Consider the following 16,405-nt stretch of genomic DNA (forward strand, 5'->3'; position numbering starts at 1 on the left):
GTGGGAGAGGGCTTGCTCGCGGTAGCGGTCTGCCAGAGCCGGCTATGCTGGATGTGCCGTCCCTCTTCGCGAGCAAGCTCATTCCCACAACGTTTCGATGAGGCTTTCCATGAATTACTTCCTGGCCCAGGCCCTGAACAACCGATGGGCCAACCACAGACTGCTCGGCGCCTGCGCGCATCTGAGCGAGGCAGACTACACGGCGCCGCGCACGGGGTTCTTCCCGTCCATCCAAGCCACGCTGTGCCACATCCTGGAAGTGGACCGTTATTACCTCACCGCTCTGGAAGGCGACCGGGACGGCCAGATAAAGGACTTTTCTGAAACCCTGGCCTTTGCCCAACTGAAGCAAAGCCAAACCCAAACCGACCAGCGGCTGGTGGCGTTCTGCGAAGCCCTGCGGGAAACAGACCTCGCCCGCTGCGTCGACCTGGTGCGGGCCGACGGTGTCGTGCGCGAACGAATCGACCGGCTGCTGTTGCACCTGTTCGAACATCAGATCCATCATCGTGGGCAGGTCCACACCATGCTCAGCGCCACCCACGTCGAGCCGCCACAACTCGATGAGTTCTTTCTCGACTGCGACCGACCGTTGCGCAAGGACGAGGAACAGCGGCTTCAACTCGATGAACGGCGGGTCTGGCGCAATTACGTGTCTGGTTGAACCGCCCCCAAAAGGAAACCTTGCCATGAACGTTATCCTTCGTTGCATCGGTTTGGCGTCAATGCTGATGGCCACGGCAGCACTCGCTCACCACGGCTGGAGTGAATACGACGCCAGCACCCCCTTGGAACTCGACGGCACCATCAAGGAAGCCGGTTACTCCCATCCCCATGGCTACGTGCGCCTGCAGACCACCGACAAAACCTGGACCGTCGTGCTGGCCCCGCCGTCACGCATGGAGAATCGGGGCCTGACCAAAGACATGCTCAAAGCGGGTAACCGGGCCACCGTGGTCGGCTATACAAACCGCAACAAACCCGACGAATTGCGCGCCGAACGCATCACCATCGACGACAAGACCACCGAGTTGCGCTGATGCAGGCCTCCCAGGCTGGCGCGACCCAAGGCTGGATGGACCAACTGGGGGATTCATCCCTGGCGCTGGCCATGCGCAGCGAGCTGTGGCTCTACCCGCTGGTGGAAGTCGTGCACATCATCGGCTTTTCGGTGCTGGTGGGCGCGGTGGTGATGTTCGACCTGCGTATCCTGGGGCTATCCAAGGGCATCGCCGTGACTGCCCTGGCCCGTCATCTGCTGACCTGGGCCATTGCGGCCCTGCTGCTGATCGTGCCTGCCGGGCTGATGATGTTCAGCGCGCACCCCCATGATTTTGCCGGCAACGACGTCTTCGTCCTCAAGCTCTGCCTGATCGCGACGGCGGGCCTCAACGCCCTGGTGTTCCACGTTGGAACCTACCGCGGCGTCCAGCAATGGAATATCGGCCACAAGGCACCCGGCCTGGCCAAAATCCAGGCGCTGGTGTCGATGGCGCTATGGATCGCGGTGATCTGCTGCGGCCGCCTGCTGGCTTATACCTGAAAAAATGCGATGGCCGCTGCCGGCCATCGCCAAATCGCCCACCCGGGCGCTCTCAGATCCGTGCAGGAGACACGATGATCTTCACGTTGTGTTCCTTGTTGTTCACCAGTTCCTCGAAGCCCTGCCCGACGATCTCCTCCAACTGGATGCGCCCGGTCACCAGCGGCGAGATGTCCAGGCGTCCGTCGGCGATGAAGGCAATCACATCGGCGAACTCACCGTTGTAAGCCAGCGCGCCAAGCACTTGCTTCTCGGTGGAGACCAGTTCAAAGAAGTTGAACTCGCTCGGTTCCTCGAAAATGCCCACCAACACACATTTGCCGGCCTTGCGGATCAGGTCGATGGCCAGTTTGGCGGTGTGCTTGTTGCCGATGCACTCGAAACTGACATCGGCCCCCAGGCCACCGGTCAGGCGGCGGACTTCGGCCAGGGCGTCGCATTCGTTCGGATCGATCACATGACTGGCCCCGACTTCCAGGGCCTTGGCCTTGCGGGCACCGGACATTTCCAGGGCGATCACCTGGGCCGCCCCGGCGGCCTTGGCGCACATGATGGTGCACAGGCCGATGGTCCCGGCGCCGACCACCACGACGTTCTGGCCCAGCAGGCTCCCGGCTTTTTTCACCGCATGCATGCCCACCGCCAACGGCTCGATCAGCGCGCCGGCCTCGGCCGGGAAATCGGCGGGCAGTTTGTAAAGCAGGTTGGCTGGCACGTTGACCAGTTCCGCGAACGCACCGTTGTTCATCAGCCCGGTGAAGGCCAGGTTCTCGCAAATGTTGTAGAGGCCGTGGGTGCAGTAATAGCAGGTGCCGCAGTGCTGGCAGGCGTCCGCCGCCACCGGTTCACCGACACTGAAGCCTTCGACACCGGCGCCCAGTTCGACGATCTCGCCGCAGAACTCATGACCGAGGATGCACTGGCCCTTGATCCCGGTCAGCGGGTGTGGCGCGTCCACCGGGATGAACACCGGCCCGGCCACGTATTCATGCAGGTCGGAGCCGCAGATGCCGCACCATTGCACGCGGATCTGCACCCAACCGGCGGGCGGCGAAACCGGCAGTGGCACGTCTTCGACGCGGATGTCGTTGCGGCCATGCCAGACAGCGGCGCGCATGCTGCGGGTCGGCTTGATTGAAACGTTCATGACGTTGCCTCCAGAAGTTTTGTTGGGGCGACGAATCACCTCGCCGCCCGCTTGATCAGTGCTGCTCAATGAATGCCAGGATCAACGAGTTGACCTGTTCGGCCGCTTCCATCTGCACCATGTGACCCTGACCGGGCAGCACCTCGACCTGTGCGCTCAATCCTTCGCTGTGGGTCACTGGAATGATCGCGTCGTCGCTGCCCCAGACCACCAGGGTCGGCACCTGGCCGGCCTGTACCACTTCGCGCAGGTCGGTTTGCTGGCGGCCATCGGCGAATAACCTCGAGGACAGCTGTTGCAACGCGGCGTCCACACCCTCCAGGCGCTTGTACTTGAGCATGTCGTCAAGCATTTGCCGGTTGACCAGTTCGGCATTGGAAAACAGTTGCACCAGTTGCGGCTTGAGGGCGTTGCGGTTGGCCGCTTCGACAAAACCTTGCAGGTAGCTGCCGTTGATCTCCGAACCCAGCCCGGCGCTGCCGATCAAGGTCAGGGAACGCACCCGCCGGGGCGCCAGCCGTGCCGTGTTCAGCGACACGGCGCCGCCCATGGAATGCCCGACGAGGTGCACAGCGTTGATGTCCAGGTGATCGAGCAAGGCCAGCACCACGCCGCTCAACTCATCCAGATCGCCCCGTTGCAAGACCTTGCCGGACTCACCATGGCCCGGCAGGTCCAGCGCAATGACCCGGCGCCCGGCCGCCAACGCCTCATGGTTGAACAACCAGTTGTTCAAGTCGCCGCCGAAACCATGCACCAGCAACAACGGCGTACCGCCCTCGCCGCGCTCGAAATAGCGGATCAAGCGGCCATCCAATTCGACTTTCTGCGGTTTCGGCCCACTGTCTTCGTCGGCCGCATCGCCGGGCACAAAGGTCGATTGGAACTGTTCGATGACCGCGTCGATCTCGGCATCGCTGGCTTCGCCGTCGACCACGATGCCGAGCAAGGCGCCGACCGCCAGGGTTTCGTCCTGCCGGGCGATCTGGCGGCGCAGGACTCCGGAAAACGGCGCTTCGACACTGCTGGAGATCTTGTCGGTCTCGACGTCCATCACTTCATCGCCCTTGGTGATGGCCTGGCCCTCCTCCTTGAGCCAGGCATCGACCCGGCCCTCGGTCATCGACAGGCCCCACTTGGGCATGGTCAAGGTATGAATCTGGCTCATCAGCGCTTGCTCCACTCGATCACGTTGAGCACGGCTTGTTCGATCTTCGCCGCGTCAGGGATGTACAGGTCTTCCAGCGAATCGGAGAACGGCACCGGGGTGTGCGGCGCGGTGACCATTTCAATCGGCGCCTTGAGCGCGCCAAAGGCTTTCTGCGCCACCAGCGCCGAAATATCGGTGGCCATGGAACAGCGTGGGTTGGCCTCATCGATCACCACCAGGCGCCCGGTCTTCTCGACACTTTCGAGGATGCTGTCCTCGTCCAGCGGGCTGGTGGTGCGCAGGTCGATGACTTCGCAGTCGATGCCACGCCCGGCCAGGCTCCGCGCGGCGTCCATGGCGGTGTTGACGGTGCGCCCGTAGGACACGAGGGTCACGTCCTTGCCGTCGCGCAGGAAATTGGCCTCGCCAAAGGGGATGGTGTAGAGCTCTTCCGGCACCTCGCCCTGCATGCTGTAGAGCAATTTGTGCTCGCAGAAGATCACCGGGTCGTTGTCGCGGATCGCCTGGATCAGCAGGCCCTTGGCGTCGTAAGGCGACGATGGGCACACTACTTTCAGTCCCGGAATGTGCGTCCACAAGGACGTGAGCATCTGCGAATGCTGGGCGGCGGCGCGCAGGCCGGCGCCAACCATGGTGCGGATCACCAGGGGCGTGGAGGCCTTGCCGCCGAACATGTAGCGAAACTTCGCCGCCTGGTTGAGGATCTGGTCCAGGCAGCACCCGGCAAAGTCGACGAACATCAGTTCGCACACCGGGCGCACGCCGCAGGTGGCGGCCCCGACCGCCGCGCCGACGTAACCGATTTCCGACAGCGGCGTGTCCAGCACGCGTCCGGGGAACTGGTCGTAAAGCCCCTTGGTAACGCCGAGCACGCCGCCCCAGGCGTCGTTTTCACCGGGTGCGCCGGCGCCACCGGCCACGTCCTCACCCATGATGAAGACGCTGGAGTCGCGGCGCATTTCCTGGGCCAAGGCCTCGTTGATTGCCTGCTGATAGCTGATTTTTCTCGCCATGATGGGATTCTCTATTGTTGTTATTCAGGGGGGCGTTCAGGGATAGCTGACGTAGACGTCGGTCAGCAGGTCCGCCGCGGAGGGCTTGGGATCGGACTTGGCCTTGTACACGGCGTTTTCAATCAGCATGTCCACCTCCTTGTCGATCTGGTCCAACTGCTCGACGGTGAGCAAGCCGGCCCGAGTGGTGCGCTCGCGGAACTGCATCAGGCAGTCCTGGTTCTCGCGAAAATGCTTGACCTCGTCGGGCGCCCGATAGGTTTGAGCGTCGCCCTCGAAGTGGCCGTAGTAGCGGGTCAGCTTGACCTCGATCAGCGACGGCCCTTCCCCGGCACGGGCGCGTTCGACGGCGGCCCCGGCGGCTTCATGCACGGCAAAGAAGTCAAAGCCATCCACCGTCACTCCGGGCATGCCGAACCCGGCGGCGCGGTCGGCGATGTGATCGCAGGCCACTGACCAATTGGAGGCGGTGGCTTCGGCGTAGCCATTGTTTTCGGCGATGAACAGGCACGGCAGGTTCCACACCGAGGCCATGTTCATGGCTTCGAACACCGCGCCCTCGTTGGAGCCACCGTCGCCGAAAAACACCACGGCGACGCTGTCGGTGCCCTTGAGCCGGGCCGCCAAAGCCGCGCCGACCACCAGGGGCGCGCCGGCTCCGACAATGCCATTGGCGCCGAGCATGCCTTTCTCGAAATCGGCGATGTGCATCGAGCCGCCCTTGCCTTGGCAGACGCCGGTTTTCTTGCCGTAGATCTCGGCCATCATCCCGTAGACGTCCACGCCCTTGGCGATGCAATGGCCGTGACCACGGTGGTTGGACGCGATGCAATCGTCATCACCCAGGTGGGCCATGACGCCGGCGGCCGAGGCTTCTTCGCCGGCATAGAGGTGGACGAAACCGGGAATTTCGCCGGTAGCGAACTCCACGTGCAGGCGCTCTTCGAAGGCGCGGATGGTGCGCATCACCTGGTAGGCGTGCAGCAGTTGATCGTGGGTGAGCGGTGTCGACATTTTTATTCTCCTGGGGTGTCTTCTTGAAGATTCAGAGGGTGTTGCGGGTGTTCGCGGCCGATGGCCAGCAAACGGTGTTGCGCGGCGTAGGCCAGCGCCGCATTGACGTCGATGCTCAGCGGCCCGCCGGCATCGAGGGTGACCGTGGGCCGGTCCTGCGCGTTGAATTCGATTTCCCGCTCGCCGTCCAGGGCCAGAGTGCCGCTGGAGAGCGACAGGCCATGGGCGACACCGGGTTCCAGGGGGCCGGCGGCGAGCACGCCACAGCCCTGCAACAGCCCCGGCGCGAGCGGCACCAGCAGCGCTTCGGGGGATTGCGGGTCCAGGCGCATCCAGGCGCCACCCGGGGCCTGGCGTGAAACCGGAAACCACAAGCCGCACAGCGCCGACAGGCCAATGGATTGCGGTTCGGCGAAGGTCACGAAGACTTCGGCCAGGTCCTGTGCCCGACTGATGGCCCGGGCGCCGACAAACCGCAGCGACGACACGGCGACGTCCACCAGGGCGACTTCGCGCAGGCCACGTCCGGCATCACAGACCAACAAGCGCTTGTTGCGGCGCAAGCCGATCGAGTCCGGGATTCGGCCACTGGCGTACAACCCTCCGGCCAGGCCGGCACTGGTGGCCTCGCGCAGTTCGGGAAAGGCGTTGTTAGTGCCGGTGGACAGGGTCAGCAATGGGATGTCCCCCACTTCGGCGGCCACCGCCTTGTGGGTGCCGTCGCCGCCAAGTACGGCGATCAACGCCACCTCGCGCTCGGCCATCAGGCGTGCGGCCCGACGGGTGTCTTCGACGGTCTGGCGCAAGGTCAGGTCGAGGAACTCCAGGGCCGGCCAGTGGCTGCTGCGAGCCTGGCGGCTGTGGCTGTTCTTCAGCACGGCGGCGGCCATGCCAATCATGTCGGTGGGCATCAACACCTGTTCGACGCCAGTGGCGCCGAAAGCGGCCAGCAAGCGCTGGATCACCGAGACCTTGTCAGTGCTGGAAAACAGCCCGGCATTGGCGGTCAGGCGCCGCACGTCACGGCCCGATGCGGGATTGGCGATGATGCCCACGGTCAATGGCCGGCGACTCATGACGCCACCGTGGAGAGAGCAGGCACACGGCCTGGGCAGGAAACCATAGACACCTCGTTGTTATTATTGGATGACCCGTCGAGCGGGCTCCAGGGGTAGAGCAAGGGTGGTGCCAGTTGTGAAAAAAACCGGCTCAAAGCCCGGGCCAGAGCGGCCCTTCATGGGATTTTCGATGACGCGAACCAAGCCCCGGTGAGACGCTCCATGTCAGGCTGCACGAGGTTGCGGCGAGACCCTGAGACGTGGCGTCTCACACCACCCGAAGAACCCGTCGAGCTTGTCTGCACCCGGCGAACGGCGCTTAATGTGCGCACAACGATAAGAAGCTGAATCGGAGGCCCCTATGCTTTCCGCTCATTCCCGGGCGCACGTGGATTGCGTCAGCCGCGTGGTGAAAAACGCGAACCAATTGCCACAACTGCCGGTCCCGGACCTGATCCTCGACTCCTGGCGTCGCTCCCTGGAGCAACATCACCTGGACCCCGGTTCGCTGCAGGGTCCGCGCATCCTCTCCCAGGACGTGCTCAAGCAATGCCGCGAGCGCTCCGAGCTGTTCCTCAATATCGCCAGCGAAGAAGTGGCCCGCCTCCATGGCCGGGTCCGCGATGCCGACTACTGCGTGCTGTTGACCGATGCCCAGGGCCAGACCATCGACTATCGGGTGGAAACCACGATTCGCAATGACTGCCGCAAGGCCGGGCTGTACCTGGGCACCTGTTGGTCGGAGGGCGAGGAAGGCACCTGCGGCGTGGCGGCAGTGCTCACGGCCAAGGCCCCGGTGACGGTGCACAAGCGCGACCATTTCCGGGCGGCGTTCATTGGCCTGACCTGCTCCGCCGCACCGGTCTTCGACCCCCAGGGAGAATTGCTCGGGGTGCTGGACGTCTCGGCGGTGCGCTCGCCGGATGATCGGCGCTCGCAGCACCTGATCCGGCAAATGGTGGTGCAGAGCGCCCGGGAGATCGAACAGGCGTTTTTCATGAGCAGCGCCCAGGGTTACTGGGTGCTGCGGGCCCATCGCAACGCCGGCTACGTCGACAGCCAGCCGGACTTCCTGTTCGCCTGGGACGACGACGGTTGCCTGCAAGCCCTGAACCCGGCCGCCCGCCAATACCTGCTGCAGCATTACGGGCAGTTGCCGCAACACATCGGCCAGGTGTTCGACCAGCAGTTGCTGCACCGTGCCCGGGACGAAAGCCTCTGCTCGCTCGATCACACCATGCACGGGCGCTTGAGCGCGCCACGCCAGCGGGCCAGTTCACGTTCGCGGGTGGCGATGACCCCGTTGGAAATCGATCCACGCCTGGCCGACAGCCTGCGCCTGGCGGTGCGGGTCAAGGATCGCAACCTGCCGGTGCTGATCCAGGGCGAAACCGGTTCCGGCAAGGAAGTATTCGCCCGGCAGTTGCACCAGGCCAGCCAGCGCCGTGATCGCCCTTTCGTGGCGTTGAATTGCGCCGCTATTCCCGAAAGCCTGATCGAAAGCGAATTGTTCGGCTACGTCGCCGGCGCCTTCACCGGCGCCTCGGCCAAAGGCATGCAGGGCCTGCTGCAACAGGCCGATGGCGGCACCTTGTTCCTCGATGAGATCGGTGACATGCCCCTGGCCTTGCAGACCCGCCTGCTACGCGTATTGGCCGAGGGTGAAGTGGCGCCACTGGGCGCCTCCCGCCGCAAGGCCGTGGACATCCAGGTGATCTGCGCCACTCACCGCGACCTGGAGACCCTGGTGGCCGCTGGCGAATTTCGTGAGGATTTGTATTTCCGCCTCGGTGGTGCGCGTTTCCAGCTACCACCGTTGCGCGAACGCAGCGATCGGCTGGCGTTGATCAATCGAATTCTCGCCGAGGAGTCGGCGCTCTGCGGGGCAACAGTGCAACTGAGCGGCGCGGCGCTGGAATGCCTGCTCGGTTATCACTGGCCGGGCAATGTGCGCCAGTTGCGCCATGTGCTGCGCTATGCGTGCGCGGTGTGCGAAGCCAGCGTGGTCCAACTCAGCCACCTGCCCGAGTCAATGCACCACACGGACGCCGCCGATCACGGGCCGGAGCCGAGCGCCAGCCCGGAACGCCAGGCACTGCTCGATGCCTTGGTGCGCCACCGCTGGAAACCCACCGCTGCTGCCCGGGCCCTGGGCATTTCCCGGGCGACCCTGTATCGACGGGTAAACCTGCATGGCATCGAAATGCCGGGCCGCAGCCCGGCCTGAGGGCCTATCGTCGCGCCAGTTCATGACGGACACATTGTTCGTAGTAGGTCTGCTTGACTGCGGCCGGCTTGAGACGCGAGGCGCTGTTGTAGGTCTGCTCGGTAATGCCCAGGGCGGTCATGCGCATCCAGGGCCGGGGAAACTTGCGCACTTGCAGCTTCTTGCGCGCGCCGTACAGGCTGACGCCGGAAAGCTTCGACGCCTGCGCCCCTGCCGCGATGTCCGAACCCCAGCGGCACACCGACTGCTGGTTTTGCGTCAGCGCCCTGGCCTGGACCTCAAGCGAAACGGCGGCCAAGAGAAACGTCGCCACGACCCACATAGAAATACGCATAGGTTTGTCGCCCAACTTTCTGAAAGAAAAGAAGTTTGATCCTATGCAAATGAGCAAGGGGCCAGCACCGCTGCACCGACATGTGCCTATGTGAGCTTTTGTGGCGAGGGCGCTTGCTCCCGCTGGGCTGCGCAGCAGCCCCCCCCGAAATCGACCTGACAACTGGGTGCGTCAGGAAAATAAAGGGGCCGCTTCGCGCCCCAGCGGGAGCAAGCTCCCTCGCCACAGGTATCACTGGCCTGCCTTGGCCTCCTGCAACAACTGCTGGATCACCTGCTCCTGCTCGCCGTAGCGCCCTTCGCCAAAATGGCTGTAGCGCACCTGCCCCTTGGCATCGATGAAGTAATGGGCCGGCCAATACTGATTGTTGAAGGCGCGCCAGATCGCATACTGATTGTCGATCGCCACCGGGTAGTGGATGTCCAGTTTGCGTACCTGCTCACGGACGTTGTCGATGATCTTCTCGTAGCCGTATTCCGGGGTGTGGACACCGATCACCACCAGCCCGTCCTTTTCATACTTCTTCGCCCAACCGTTCACATAGGGCAAGGTGTGCTGGCAGTTGATGCAGTCGTAGGTCCAGAAGTCCACCAGCACCACCTTGCCCTTGAGTGATTCGCTGCTCAGCGGGGGTGAGTTCAGCCATTGCACCGCGCCGTCCAGCGCAGGCATGGTGCCCTGGGATTCGAGGGCCGGCATGGAACTTGCGCCAGCCTTGCTCACCACATAGTCGATGGCCTTGGGCACGTTTTCCAGCAGGCTTTTTTCCAAGGTGACCGATTGTTGGGAGGAAGTCGCCGCCAACAAGCGGTCATCCGCCCCGGTGCCAATCGCCACGGCCGCCAGCAACACCACCGCTCCCGTTCCCCGGCGCAGCCAGGTGGTGATCGGCAGCGAGAGTTTCAGGCGTCCGACCAGCCCGCGCCCGGCCAGGATCAGCGTCCCCAGGGACAAGGCACTGCCCAGGCCGTAGGCGAGCAGCAGCAGACTGGTTTGTGCGCTGGCGCCGTGCAGCATGGCCCCGGTCAGGATCACCCCGAGGATCGGTCCGGCGCACGGTGCCCAGAGCAACCCGGTGGCGACCCCGATCAGCACTGAAGCCACAGGCCCGGCCATCCGCCCGGCGCCGGCGTCCAGGCGATTGCCCAGGCTGACCAGCGGTCGCGCCAGCCAGGTGCCGACCCGACTGAAGATCAGCGACAAGGCAAACACCACCATCACCACCAAGGCGACTTGCCGGCCAACGCTGCTGGCACGCAGCACCCACTCGCTGCTGACCACCGCCAGGCTGGAGACCAAGGCAAACGTCAGCACCATGCCGCCAAGGGTCAGCAGCACCGAGCCACGGGAGCGATCGGCCCGGGCAAACAGAAACGGCACCACCGGAAGAATGCAGGGGCTGAGGATCGTCAGGATCCCGCCGAGAAAAGCGATCAGAAGCATGGCAACACCTCAAAATAATAAGCTGACATAGACCCTGTGGCGAGGGAGCTTGCTCCCGCTGGGCTGCGCAGCAGCCCCCGAAATCGACCTGACAACTGGGTACGTCAGGAAAATAAAGGGACCGCTTCGCGCCCCAGCGGGAGCAAGCTCCCTCGCCACAAAAGCAGGTCAGTTCTGGTTGCTGCAGTTGTCGGAAAACTTGCGGTAGTCCAACACCTGCTTGTGGCCTGCCGAATCCAGGTAGGTCATGTGGGCGTTGACCACGCCGCAGGTCGGCTCGGTGTCTTCGCTGAGGGACAGCACTTTCTGGATGTCCAGGTGGGTGCCGTAGGCGTAGGTTTGCGCCTGCACGTTGCTTTCGGCCCGGGCCGACAGTGTGCAAATGTTCAGTGCAGCGAATAGGCAGGCGGCGTAGATGGCTTTGCTGTTCATGGCGATTCCTCGATTCAATGGGTTTACCTGCCGAGGCCTGTTGTGTTGCCTCGATGGACGCCATTGAATGCCGCGCAGGTATCGCGCCTGTATCGAGCCAGGTGGCTTTTTGCATCGCTGTGTATCCGTCGCGCGCCAGATACACTGCAATACAAACCGCCGCGAGCCAGGCCAGCCGGTGCCTGTAGACTGCTCACAACGAAACGCCGAGGAGCTGGACACCATGGATCATGTCGATCACGTGTTGATAGTGGATGACGATCGCGAGATCAGAGAGCTGGTTGGCAACTACCTGAAAAAGAACGGTCTGCGCACCACTGTCGTTGCCGATGGCCGGCAAATGCGCGCCTTCCTGGAAACGACCCCGGTGGACCTGATCGTGCTGGACATCATGATGCCCGGTGACGACGGCCTCGTGCTGTGCCGGGAGCTGCGTGCCGGCAAGCACAAGGCCACGCCGGTACTGATGCTCACCGCGCGCAACGACGAAACCGACCGCATCATCGGCCTGGAAATGGGCGCCGACGATTACTTGGTCAAGCCCTTCGCCGCCCGTGAGCTGCTGGCCCGCATCAATGCCGTGCTGCGCCGCACCCGCATGCTGCCGCCCAACCTGGTGGTCACCGAAAGCGGTCGCCTGCTGGCGTTCGGGCGCTGGCGCCTGGACACCACCGCCCGCCACCTGCTGGACACCGACGGCACCATGGTTGCCTTGAGCGGCGCCGAATATCGTTTGTTGCGAGTCTTCCTCGATCATCCGCAACGGGTGCTCAACCGCGACCAGTTGCTTAACCTCACCCAGGGCCGGGACGCCGACCTGTTCGATCGCTCCATCGATTTGCTGGTGAGTCGCCTGCGCCAGCGCCTGCTGGACGACGCGCGAGAGCCGGCCTACATCAAGACCGTGCGCAGCGAAGGCTACGTGTTCTCGCTGCCGGTGGAGATCCTCGAGGCCTCGGTATGAACCTGTCGTTGCGCTGGCCGCGTACGCTGGCCTCGAGGCTGTCGCTGATCTTCCTGGTCGGCCTGATCCTGGCCCAGGGGCTGTCCTTCGGCGTCCAGTATTACGAGCGCTACCAGAGCGCCAAGTCGACCATGCTCGGCAACCTGGAAACCGACGTCTCGACCTCCGTCGCCATTCTTGACCGTCTGCCTGCCGCCGAACGCCCGGCCTGGCTGCCGAAACTCGCCCGGCGCAACTATGGCTACCTGCTCGACGAAGGCCAGCCCGGACAACCGATGGACCTTGCCGACGCGCCGATCTCGGTCAGTTCGATCCAGGAAGCCATCGGCCAGGCCTACGGCCTGACCTTCAAACAGATTCCCGGACCGAAAATGCACTATCAGGCGCACCTGCGCCTGGGGGACGGAAATCCGCTGACCATCGACGTACGCCCGGCAATGACGCCCCTCTCCCCCTGGCTGCCGATGGTGTTGCTGGGGCAGTTGGCGCTTTTGATCGGCTGCACCTGGCTGGCCGTGCGCCTCGCCGTCGGCCCATTGACCCGACTGGCCGAGGCGGTGGAAACCCTCGATCCTAACGCCCACAGCGTGCGCCTGGACGAGAAAGGCCCGACCGAAGTGGTGCATGCCGCCAAAGCGTTCAACGCCATGCAGGACCGCATCGCTGCCTACCTCAAGGAGCGCATGCAGTTGCTGGCGGCGATTTCCCACGACTTGCAGACCCCCATCACGCGTATGAAGCTGCGCGCTGAATTCATGGACGAGGGGATCGAGAAAGACAAGCTGTGGAGCGACTTGAACGAAATGGAGCACCTGGTGCGTGAAGGTGTGGCCTATGCCCGCAGCATCCACGGCGCCACCGAAGCCAGTTGCCGGATCAGCCTGGATGCGTTCCTCGACAGCCTGGCGTTCGACTACCAGGACACGGGCAAGGACGTGCAATTGACCGGGAAAAACGCCGCCGTCATCGACACCCGTCCCCATGCCCTGCGGCGGGTGCTGGTCAATCTGGTGGACAACGCCCTGAAGTTCGGTGGCTCGGCGCAGATCCATGTGCAGCTCGCCGACAACGGGCAATTGGCGATTCAGGTACTGGACCGCGGCCCCGGGATCAACGAGCAGGAACTGGCCGAAGTGCTCAAGCCGTTCTATCGGGTGGAAAGTTCACGCAACCGGGAAACCGGCGGCACCGGCCTGGGCTTGGCCATCGCCCAGCAATTGGCGATCGCCATGGGCGGCTCACTGACCCTGAGCAACCGCGACGGCGGCGGCTTGTGCGCCGAGTTGCGCCTGGCATTCGCAAGCTGACACAGCCCCTGCGGGAGCCGCCCCCGACCACAGGTCCGCGCCCTTGAAAAAATCGAAACCTTGGACGGCATACGCCGGTCAAGTCCTGTATGAACGTCAACCGCTGTACGTCGCGCCAAGCGACCGCAGCCTGAAACGAGGGACAGGCATGAGCATGACCGTCGGTGATTTTCTGGTGGAACGTCTTTACGAATGGGGGGTTCGCCGTATCTATGGCTATCCGGGCGATGGCATCAACGGCGTCTTTGGCGCCTTGAACCGCGCCCAGGGAAAAATCCGCTTCATCCAGGCCCGCCACGAGGAAATGGCCGCCTTCATGGCCTGCGCCCACGCCAAGTTCACCGGTGAGCTGGGCGTCTGCATCGCCACCTCCGGGCCCGGCGCATCCCACTTGGTGACCGGCCTCTACGACGCCCGGATGGACCACATGCCAGTGCTCGCCATCAGCGGCCAGCAGGCGCGCGCCGCGCTAGGCGGGCATTACCAGCAGGAACTGGACCTGGTCAGCCTGTTCAAGGACGTGGCCGGAGCATTCGTGCAGCAAGCCAGTGTGCCCGCCCAGGTGCGCCACCTGTTGGACCGCGCCGTACGTACGGCAGTGGGCGAGCGCCGGGTCACGGCATTGATCCTGCCAAACGATCTCCAGGACATGGAATACACCGCGCCACGCCACAAGCACGGTACGGTTCACTCCGGCGTCGGTTACCGCAAGCCCAGCGTCGTCCCCTACGAAGAGGACCTGCGCAAGGCCGCCGAGGTCCTCAATGCCGGCAAGAAAGTCGCCATCCTGGTCGGTGCCGGAGCGCTGCACGCCACCGACGAAGTGATCGCCATTGCCGAGAAACTCGGCGCCGGCGTGGCCAAGGCGCTGTTGGGCAAGGCCGCCGTACCGGATGATCTGCCCTGGGTCACGGGCACCATCGGCCTGCTCGGCACTGAGCCCAGCGACAACCTGATGGCCGGCTGCGACACCCTGCTGATGATCGGTTCCGGCTTCCCCTACGCCGAGTTCCTGCCCCCTGAAGGCCAGGCCCGGGGCGTACAGATCGACATTCAGGCGGACATGCTAAGCCTGCGCTATCCCATGGAGATCAGCCTGCACGGCGACAGCGTCGACACCCTGCGCGCCCTGCTGCCGCTGATCGAAGAAAAACCCGACCGCGCCTGGCGCAAGAAGATCGAGCATTGGCGCGAACGCTGGGAGCGGACCCTGGAAAAACGCGCCCTGGTCCCTGCCAAGCCGATCAATCCGCAGCGCGTCACCTTCGAACTGTCGCCCCGGCTGCCGGAGCGCGCCATCATCACCTGCGATTCCGGCTCCTGCGCCAACTGGTACGCCCGGGACCTCAAGATCCGGCGCGGCATGATGTGTTCGCTGTCCGGTGGCCTGGCGTCAATGGGCGCGGCCGTGCCCTACGCCATCGCGGCGAAGTTCTGTCATCCGGAGCGGCCGGTGATCGCCCTGGTGGGCGATGGCGCCATGCAGATGAACAACATGGCCGAGCTGATCACCGTCGCCAAATACTGGCGTACCTGGGCCAATGGCACCTGGATCTGCGCGGTGTTCAATAATCGGGATTTGAACCAGGTCACCTGGGAACAACGGGTCATGGAGGGCGATCCGAAATTCGCCGCCTCCCAGGACATCCCCGACGTGCCCTATCACCTGTTTGCCGAATCCATTGGCTTGAAGGGCATCCTGGTGCTGCACGAGGACGACGTGGCCACGGCCTGGGAAACCGCGCTGGCGGCGGGTCGTCCGGTGCTGATCGAGTTTCGCACCGACCCCGATGTGCCACCGCTGCCGCCGCACATCAAGCTGGAACAGGCGAAAAAGTTTGCCTCGACCCTGCTCCAGGGCGACCCGAACGAGCGAGGCATCGTGGTGGAGACCGCCAAGCAGGTCTTGGGCGCCCTGCTGCCGGGCCAGCGCACGGATAAAGAGTGAGGCACGACGCGATGCCAACCGTTGAGCTGCATCGTCGCTATGAACGGTCCCTGCTCCTGGCGTTCTGCGTGGTGTGGGGGTGGCTGGCCATTGCGCCGATAAAACGCAGCGACTGGCTGGCGGAGAACCTGCTGGTCATAGCCTTATTGGTGGTCCTGGTGACCGTTCATCGGCGATTCAGCTTTTCCCGACTGTCCGCCACGCTGTTGTTCGTCTTCCTTTGCATCCATGAAATCGGCGCCCATTACACCTATGCCAAGGTGCCTTACAACCAGTGGTGGCAGACCCTGACGGGAGGCCAGTCGCTTGATCAATTCATGGGGTTCCAGCGCAACCAGTTCGACCGGCTGGTGCATTTCAGCTACGGCCTGCTGCTGGCCTATCCGCTGCGCGAGGCCTTGCTACGGGTTACGCCAGCAACGGGGTTCAGGGGGTACTTCCTGGCCTGGAGCCTGATTCTTGCGTCGTCGGCGATTTACGAAATCATCGAATGGCTGGGCGGCGCCTACATCGGGGGCGATACCGCCAAGGCCTTTGTCGGCGCCCAACAGGACCCATGGGACTCACAAAAAGACATGGCCCTGGCGGCGCTGGCCGCATTCATGACCCTGCTGGCCGCCGCCGGGGTCAGTTACCTCCGCCAGCGGGACTTCGCCCTCGAATGGACGCTGCGCTTCAAGGCTCGCACCTGACGCAAGCCCCCATATCCGCCGGTTCCTGTGTGATCACGACTAAGTAAATCAGCTCACCAGCCGATATAAGACAGGTGCGGGTGAAATCGCTTTTTGGCTGATGACTTATTTT

Annotated in this window: 16 protein-coding genes; 8 read left to right on the forward strand and 8 right to left on the reverse strand. The window is 63.7% G+C overall.

Annotated features, from left to right (window positions below; all coding sequences use genetic code 11):
- The first annotated feature begins 109 nt into the window (after positions 1 to 109).
- The 3 genes from BM300_RS08655 to BM300_RS08665 are packed head-to-tail and all read left to right on the forward strand — an operon-like array spanning position 110 to position 1,543.
- Complete coding sequence (locus BM300_RS08655; protein WP_092462544.1) at positions 110 to 664, forward strand: DinB family protein; 555 nt, start codon at positions 110 to 112, stop codon at positions 662 to 664.
- A 25-nt stretch (positions 665 to 689) separates the two neighbouring features.
- On the forward strand, positions 690 to 1,040 hold the full coding sequence (locus BM300_RS08660; protein ID WP_092462546.1) for a DUF6152 family protein: 351 nt from the start codon (positions 690 to 692) through the stop codon (positions 1,038 to 1,040).
- Positions 1,040 to 1,543 (forward strand): DUF6644 family protein, encoded by a 504-nt coding sequence (locus BM300_RS08665; protein ID WP_092145834.1) that lies wholly within the window; start codon positions 1,040 to 1,042, stop codon positions 1,541 to 1,543. The genes BM300_RS08660 and BM300_RS08665 overlap by 1 nt, the downstream gene beginning before the upstream one ends.
- Positions 1,544 to 1,595: 52 nt before the next feature.
- Here the strand turns inward: BM300_RS08665 and BM300_RS08670 are convergent, their stop codons facing one another.
- The 5 genes from BM300_RS08670 to BM300_RS08690 all read right to left on the reverse strand — a co-directional run bounded on the left by BM300_RS08670 (position 1,596) and on the right by BM300_RS08690 (position 6,964).
- Positions 1,596 to 2,660, reverse strand: coding sequence for a 2,3-butanediol dehydrogenase (locus tag BM300_RS08670; protein WP_225917632.1), 1,065 nt, complete (start codon positions 2,658 to 2,660; stop codon positions 1,596 to 1,598).
- Between the two features lie 85 nt (positions 2,661 to 2,745).
- On the reverse strand, positions 2,746 to 3,858 hold the full coding sequence (locus tag BM300_RS08675) for an acetoin dehydrogenase dihydrolipoyllysine-residue acetyltransferase subunit (RefSeq protein WP_092225197.1): 1,113 nt from the start codon (positions 3,856 to 3,858) through the stop codon (positions 2,746 to 2,748).
- Positions 3,858 to 4,874: an alpha-ketoacid dehydrogenase subunit beta gene (locus BM300_RS08680; RefSeq protein WP_014339122.1), complete on the reverse strand. Its 1,017-nt coding sequence runs from the start codon at positions 4,872 to 4,874 to the stop codon at positions 3,858 to 3,860. The genes BM300_RS08675 and BM300_RS08680 overlap by 1 nt, the downstream gene beginning before the upstream one ends.
- A 36-nt stretch (positions 4,875 to 4,910) precedes the next feature.
- Positions 4,911 to 5,888 carry a thiamine pyrophosphate-dependent dehydrogenase E1 component subunit alpha gene (locus tag BM300_RS08685; protein ID WP_063320801.1) on the reverse strand — a complete coding sequence of 326 codons (978 nt, stop codon included), beginning with the start codon at positions 5,886 to 5,888 and terminating at the stop codon, positions 4,911 to 4,913.
- 2 nt (positions 5,889 to 5,890) lie between these two features.
- On the reverse strand, positions 5,891 to 6,964 hold the full coding sequence (locus BM300_RS08690) for an ATP-NAD kinase family protein (RefSeq protein WP_092347837.1): 1,074 nt from the start codon (positions 6,962 to 6,964) through the stop codon (positions 5,891 to 5,893).
- Between the two features lie 343 nt (positions 6,965 to 7,307).
- Between BM300_RS08690 and BM300_RS08695 the strand changes: the two genes are divergently transcribed.
- On the forward strand, positions 7,308 to 9,173 hold the full coding sequence (locus tag BM300_RS08695) for a sigma-54-dependent Fis family transcriptional regulator (protein ID WP_092347834.1): 1,866 nt from the start codon (positions 7,308 to 7,310) through the stop codon (positions 9,171 to 9,173).
- Positions 9,174 to 9,177: 4 nt separating this feature from the next.
- Here BM300_RS08695 and BM300_RS08700 read toward each other — a convergent pair whose 3' ends face one another.
- From BM300_RS08700 to BM300_RS08710, 3 genes are all read right to left on the reverse strand, one after another.
- Positions 9,178 to 9,507, reverse strand: coding sequence for a hypothetical protein (locus BM300_RS08700; RefSeq protein WP_063320798.1), 330 nt, complete (start codon positions 9,505 to 9,507; stop codon positions 9,178 to 9,180).
- A 231-nt stretch (positions 9,508 to 9,738) separates the two neighbouring features.
- Entirely contained in the window at positions 9,739 to 10,950 is a 1,212-nt protein-coding gene (locus BM300_RS08705) for a cytochrome c biogenesis protein DipZ (RefSeq protein ID WP_092462548.1), read from the reverse strand.
- 168 nt (positions 10,951 to 11,118) lie between these two features.
- Positions 11,119 to 11,382, reverse strand: coding sequence for a DUF2790 domain-containing protein (locus tag BM300_RS08710; RefSeq protein WP_092462550.1), 264 nt, complete (start codon positions 11,380 to 11,382; stop codon positions 11,119 to 11,121).
- A gap of 223 nt (positions 11,383 to 11,605) precedes the next feature.
- Between BM300_RS08710 and BM300_RS08715 the strand changes: the two genes are divergently transcribed.
- From BM300_RS08715 to BM300_RS08730, 4 genes are all read left to right on the forward strand, one after another.
- Positions 11,606 to 12,346, forward strand: coding sequence for a response regulator (locus BM300_RS08715; protein WP_003202589.1), 741 nt, complete (start codon positions 11,606 to 11,608; stop codon positions 12,344 to 12,346).
- The gene (locus BM300_RS08720; protein ID WP_092225189.1) at positions 12,343 to 13,653 is read left to right on the forward strand and encodes an ATP-binding protein; all 1,311 of its coding nucleotides are present in this window, start codon (positions 12,343 to 12,345) and stop codon (positions 13,651 to 13,653) included. The genes BM300_RS08715 and BM300_RS08720 overlap by 4 nt, the downstream gene beginning before the upstream one ends.
- A gap of 148 nt (positions 13,654 to 13,801) precedes the next feature.
- Positions 13,802 to 15,601, forward strand: coding sequence for a thiamine pyrophosphate-requiring protein (locus BM300_RS08725; protein WP_092462552.1), 1,800 nt, complete (start codon positions 13,802 to 13,804; stop codon positions 15,599 to 15,601).
- A gap of 11 nt (positions 15,602 to 15,612) precedes the next feature.
- Positions 15,613 to 16,293 carry a DUF2238 domain-containing protein gene (locus BM300_RS08730; RefSeq protein ID WP_092462554.1) on the forward strand — a complete coding sequence of 227 codons (681 nt, stop codon included), beginning with the start codon at positions 15,613 to 15,615 and terminating at the stop codon, positions 16,291 to 16,293.
- Positions 16,294 to 16,405: the final 112 nt, after the last annotated feature.

The sequence above is a fragment of the Pseudomonas sp. NFACC46-3 genome (genome assembly GCF_900114515.1).
Taxonomy (GTDB): domain Bacteria; phylum Pseudomonadota; class Gammaproteobacteria; order Pseudomonadales; family Pseudomonadaceae; genus Aquipseudomonas; species Aquipseudomonas fluorescens_Q.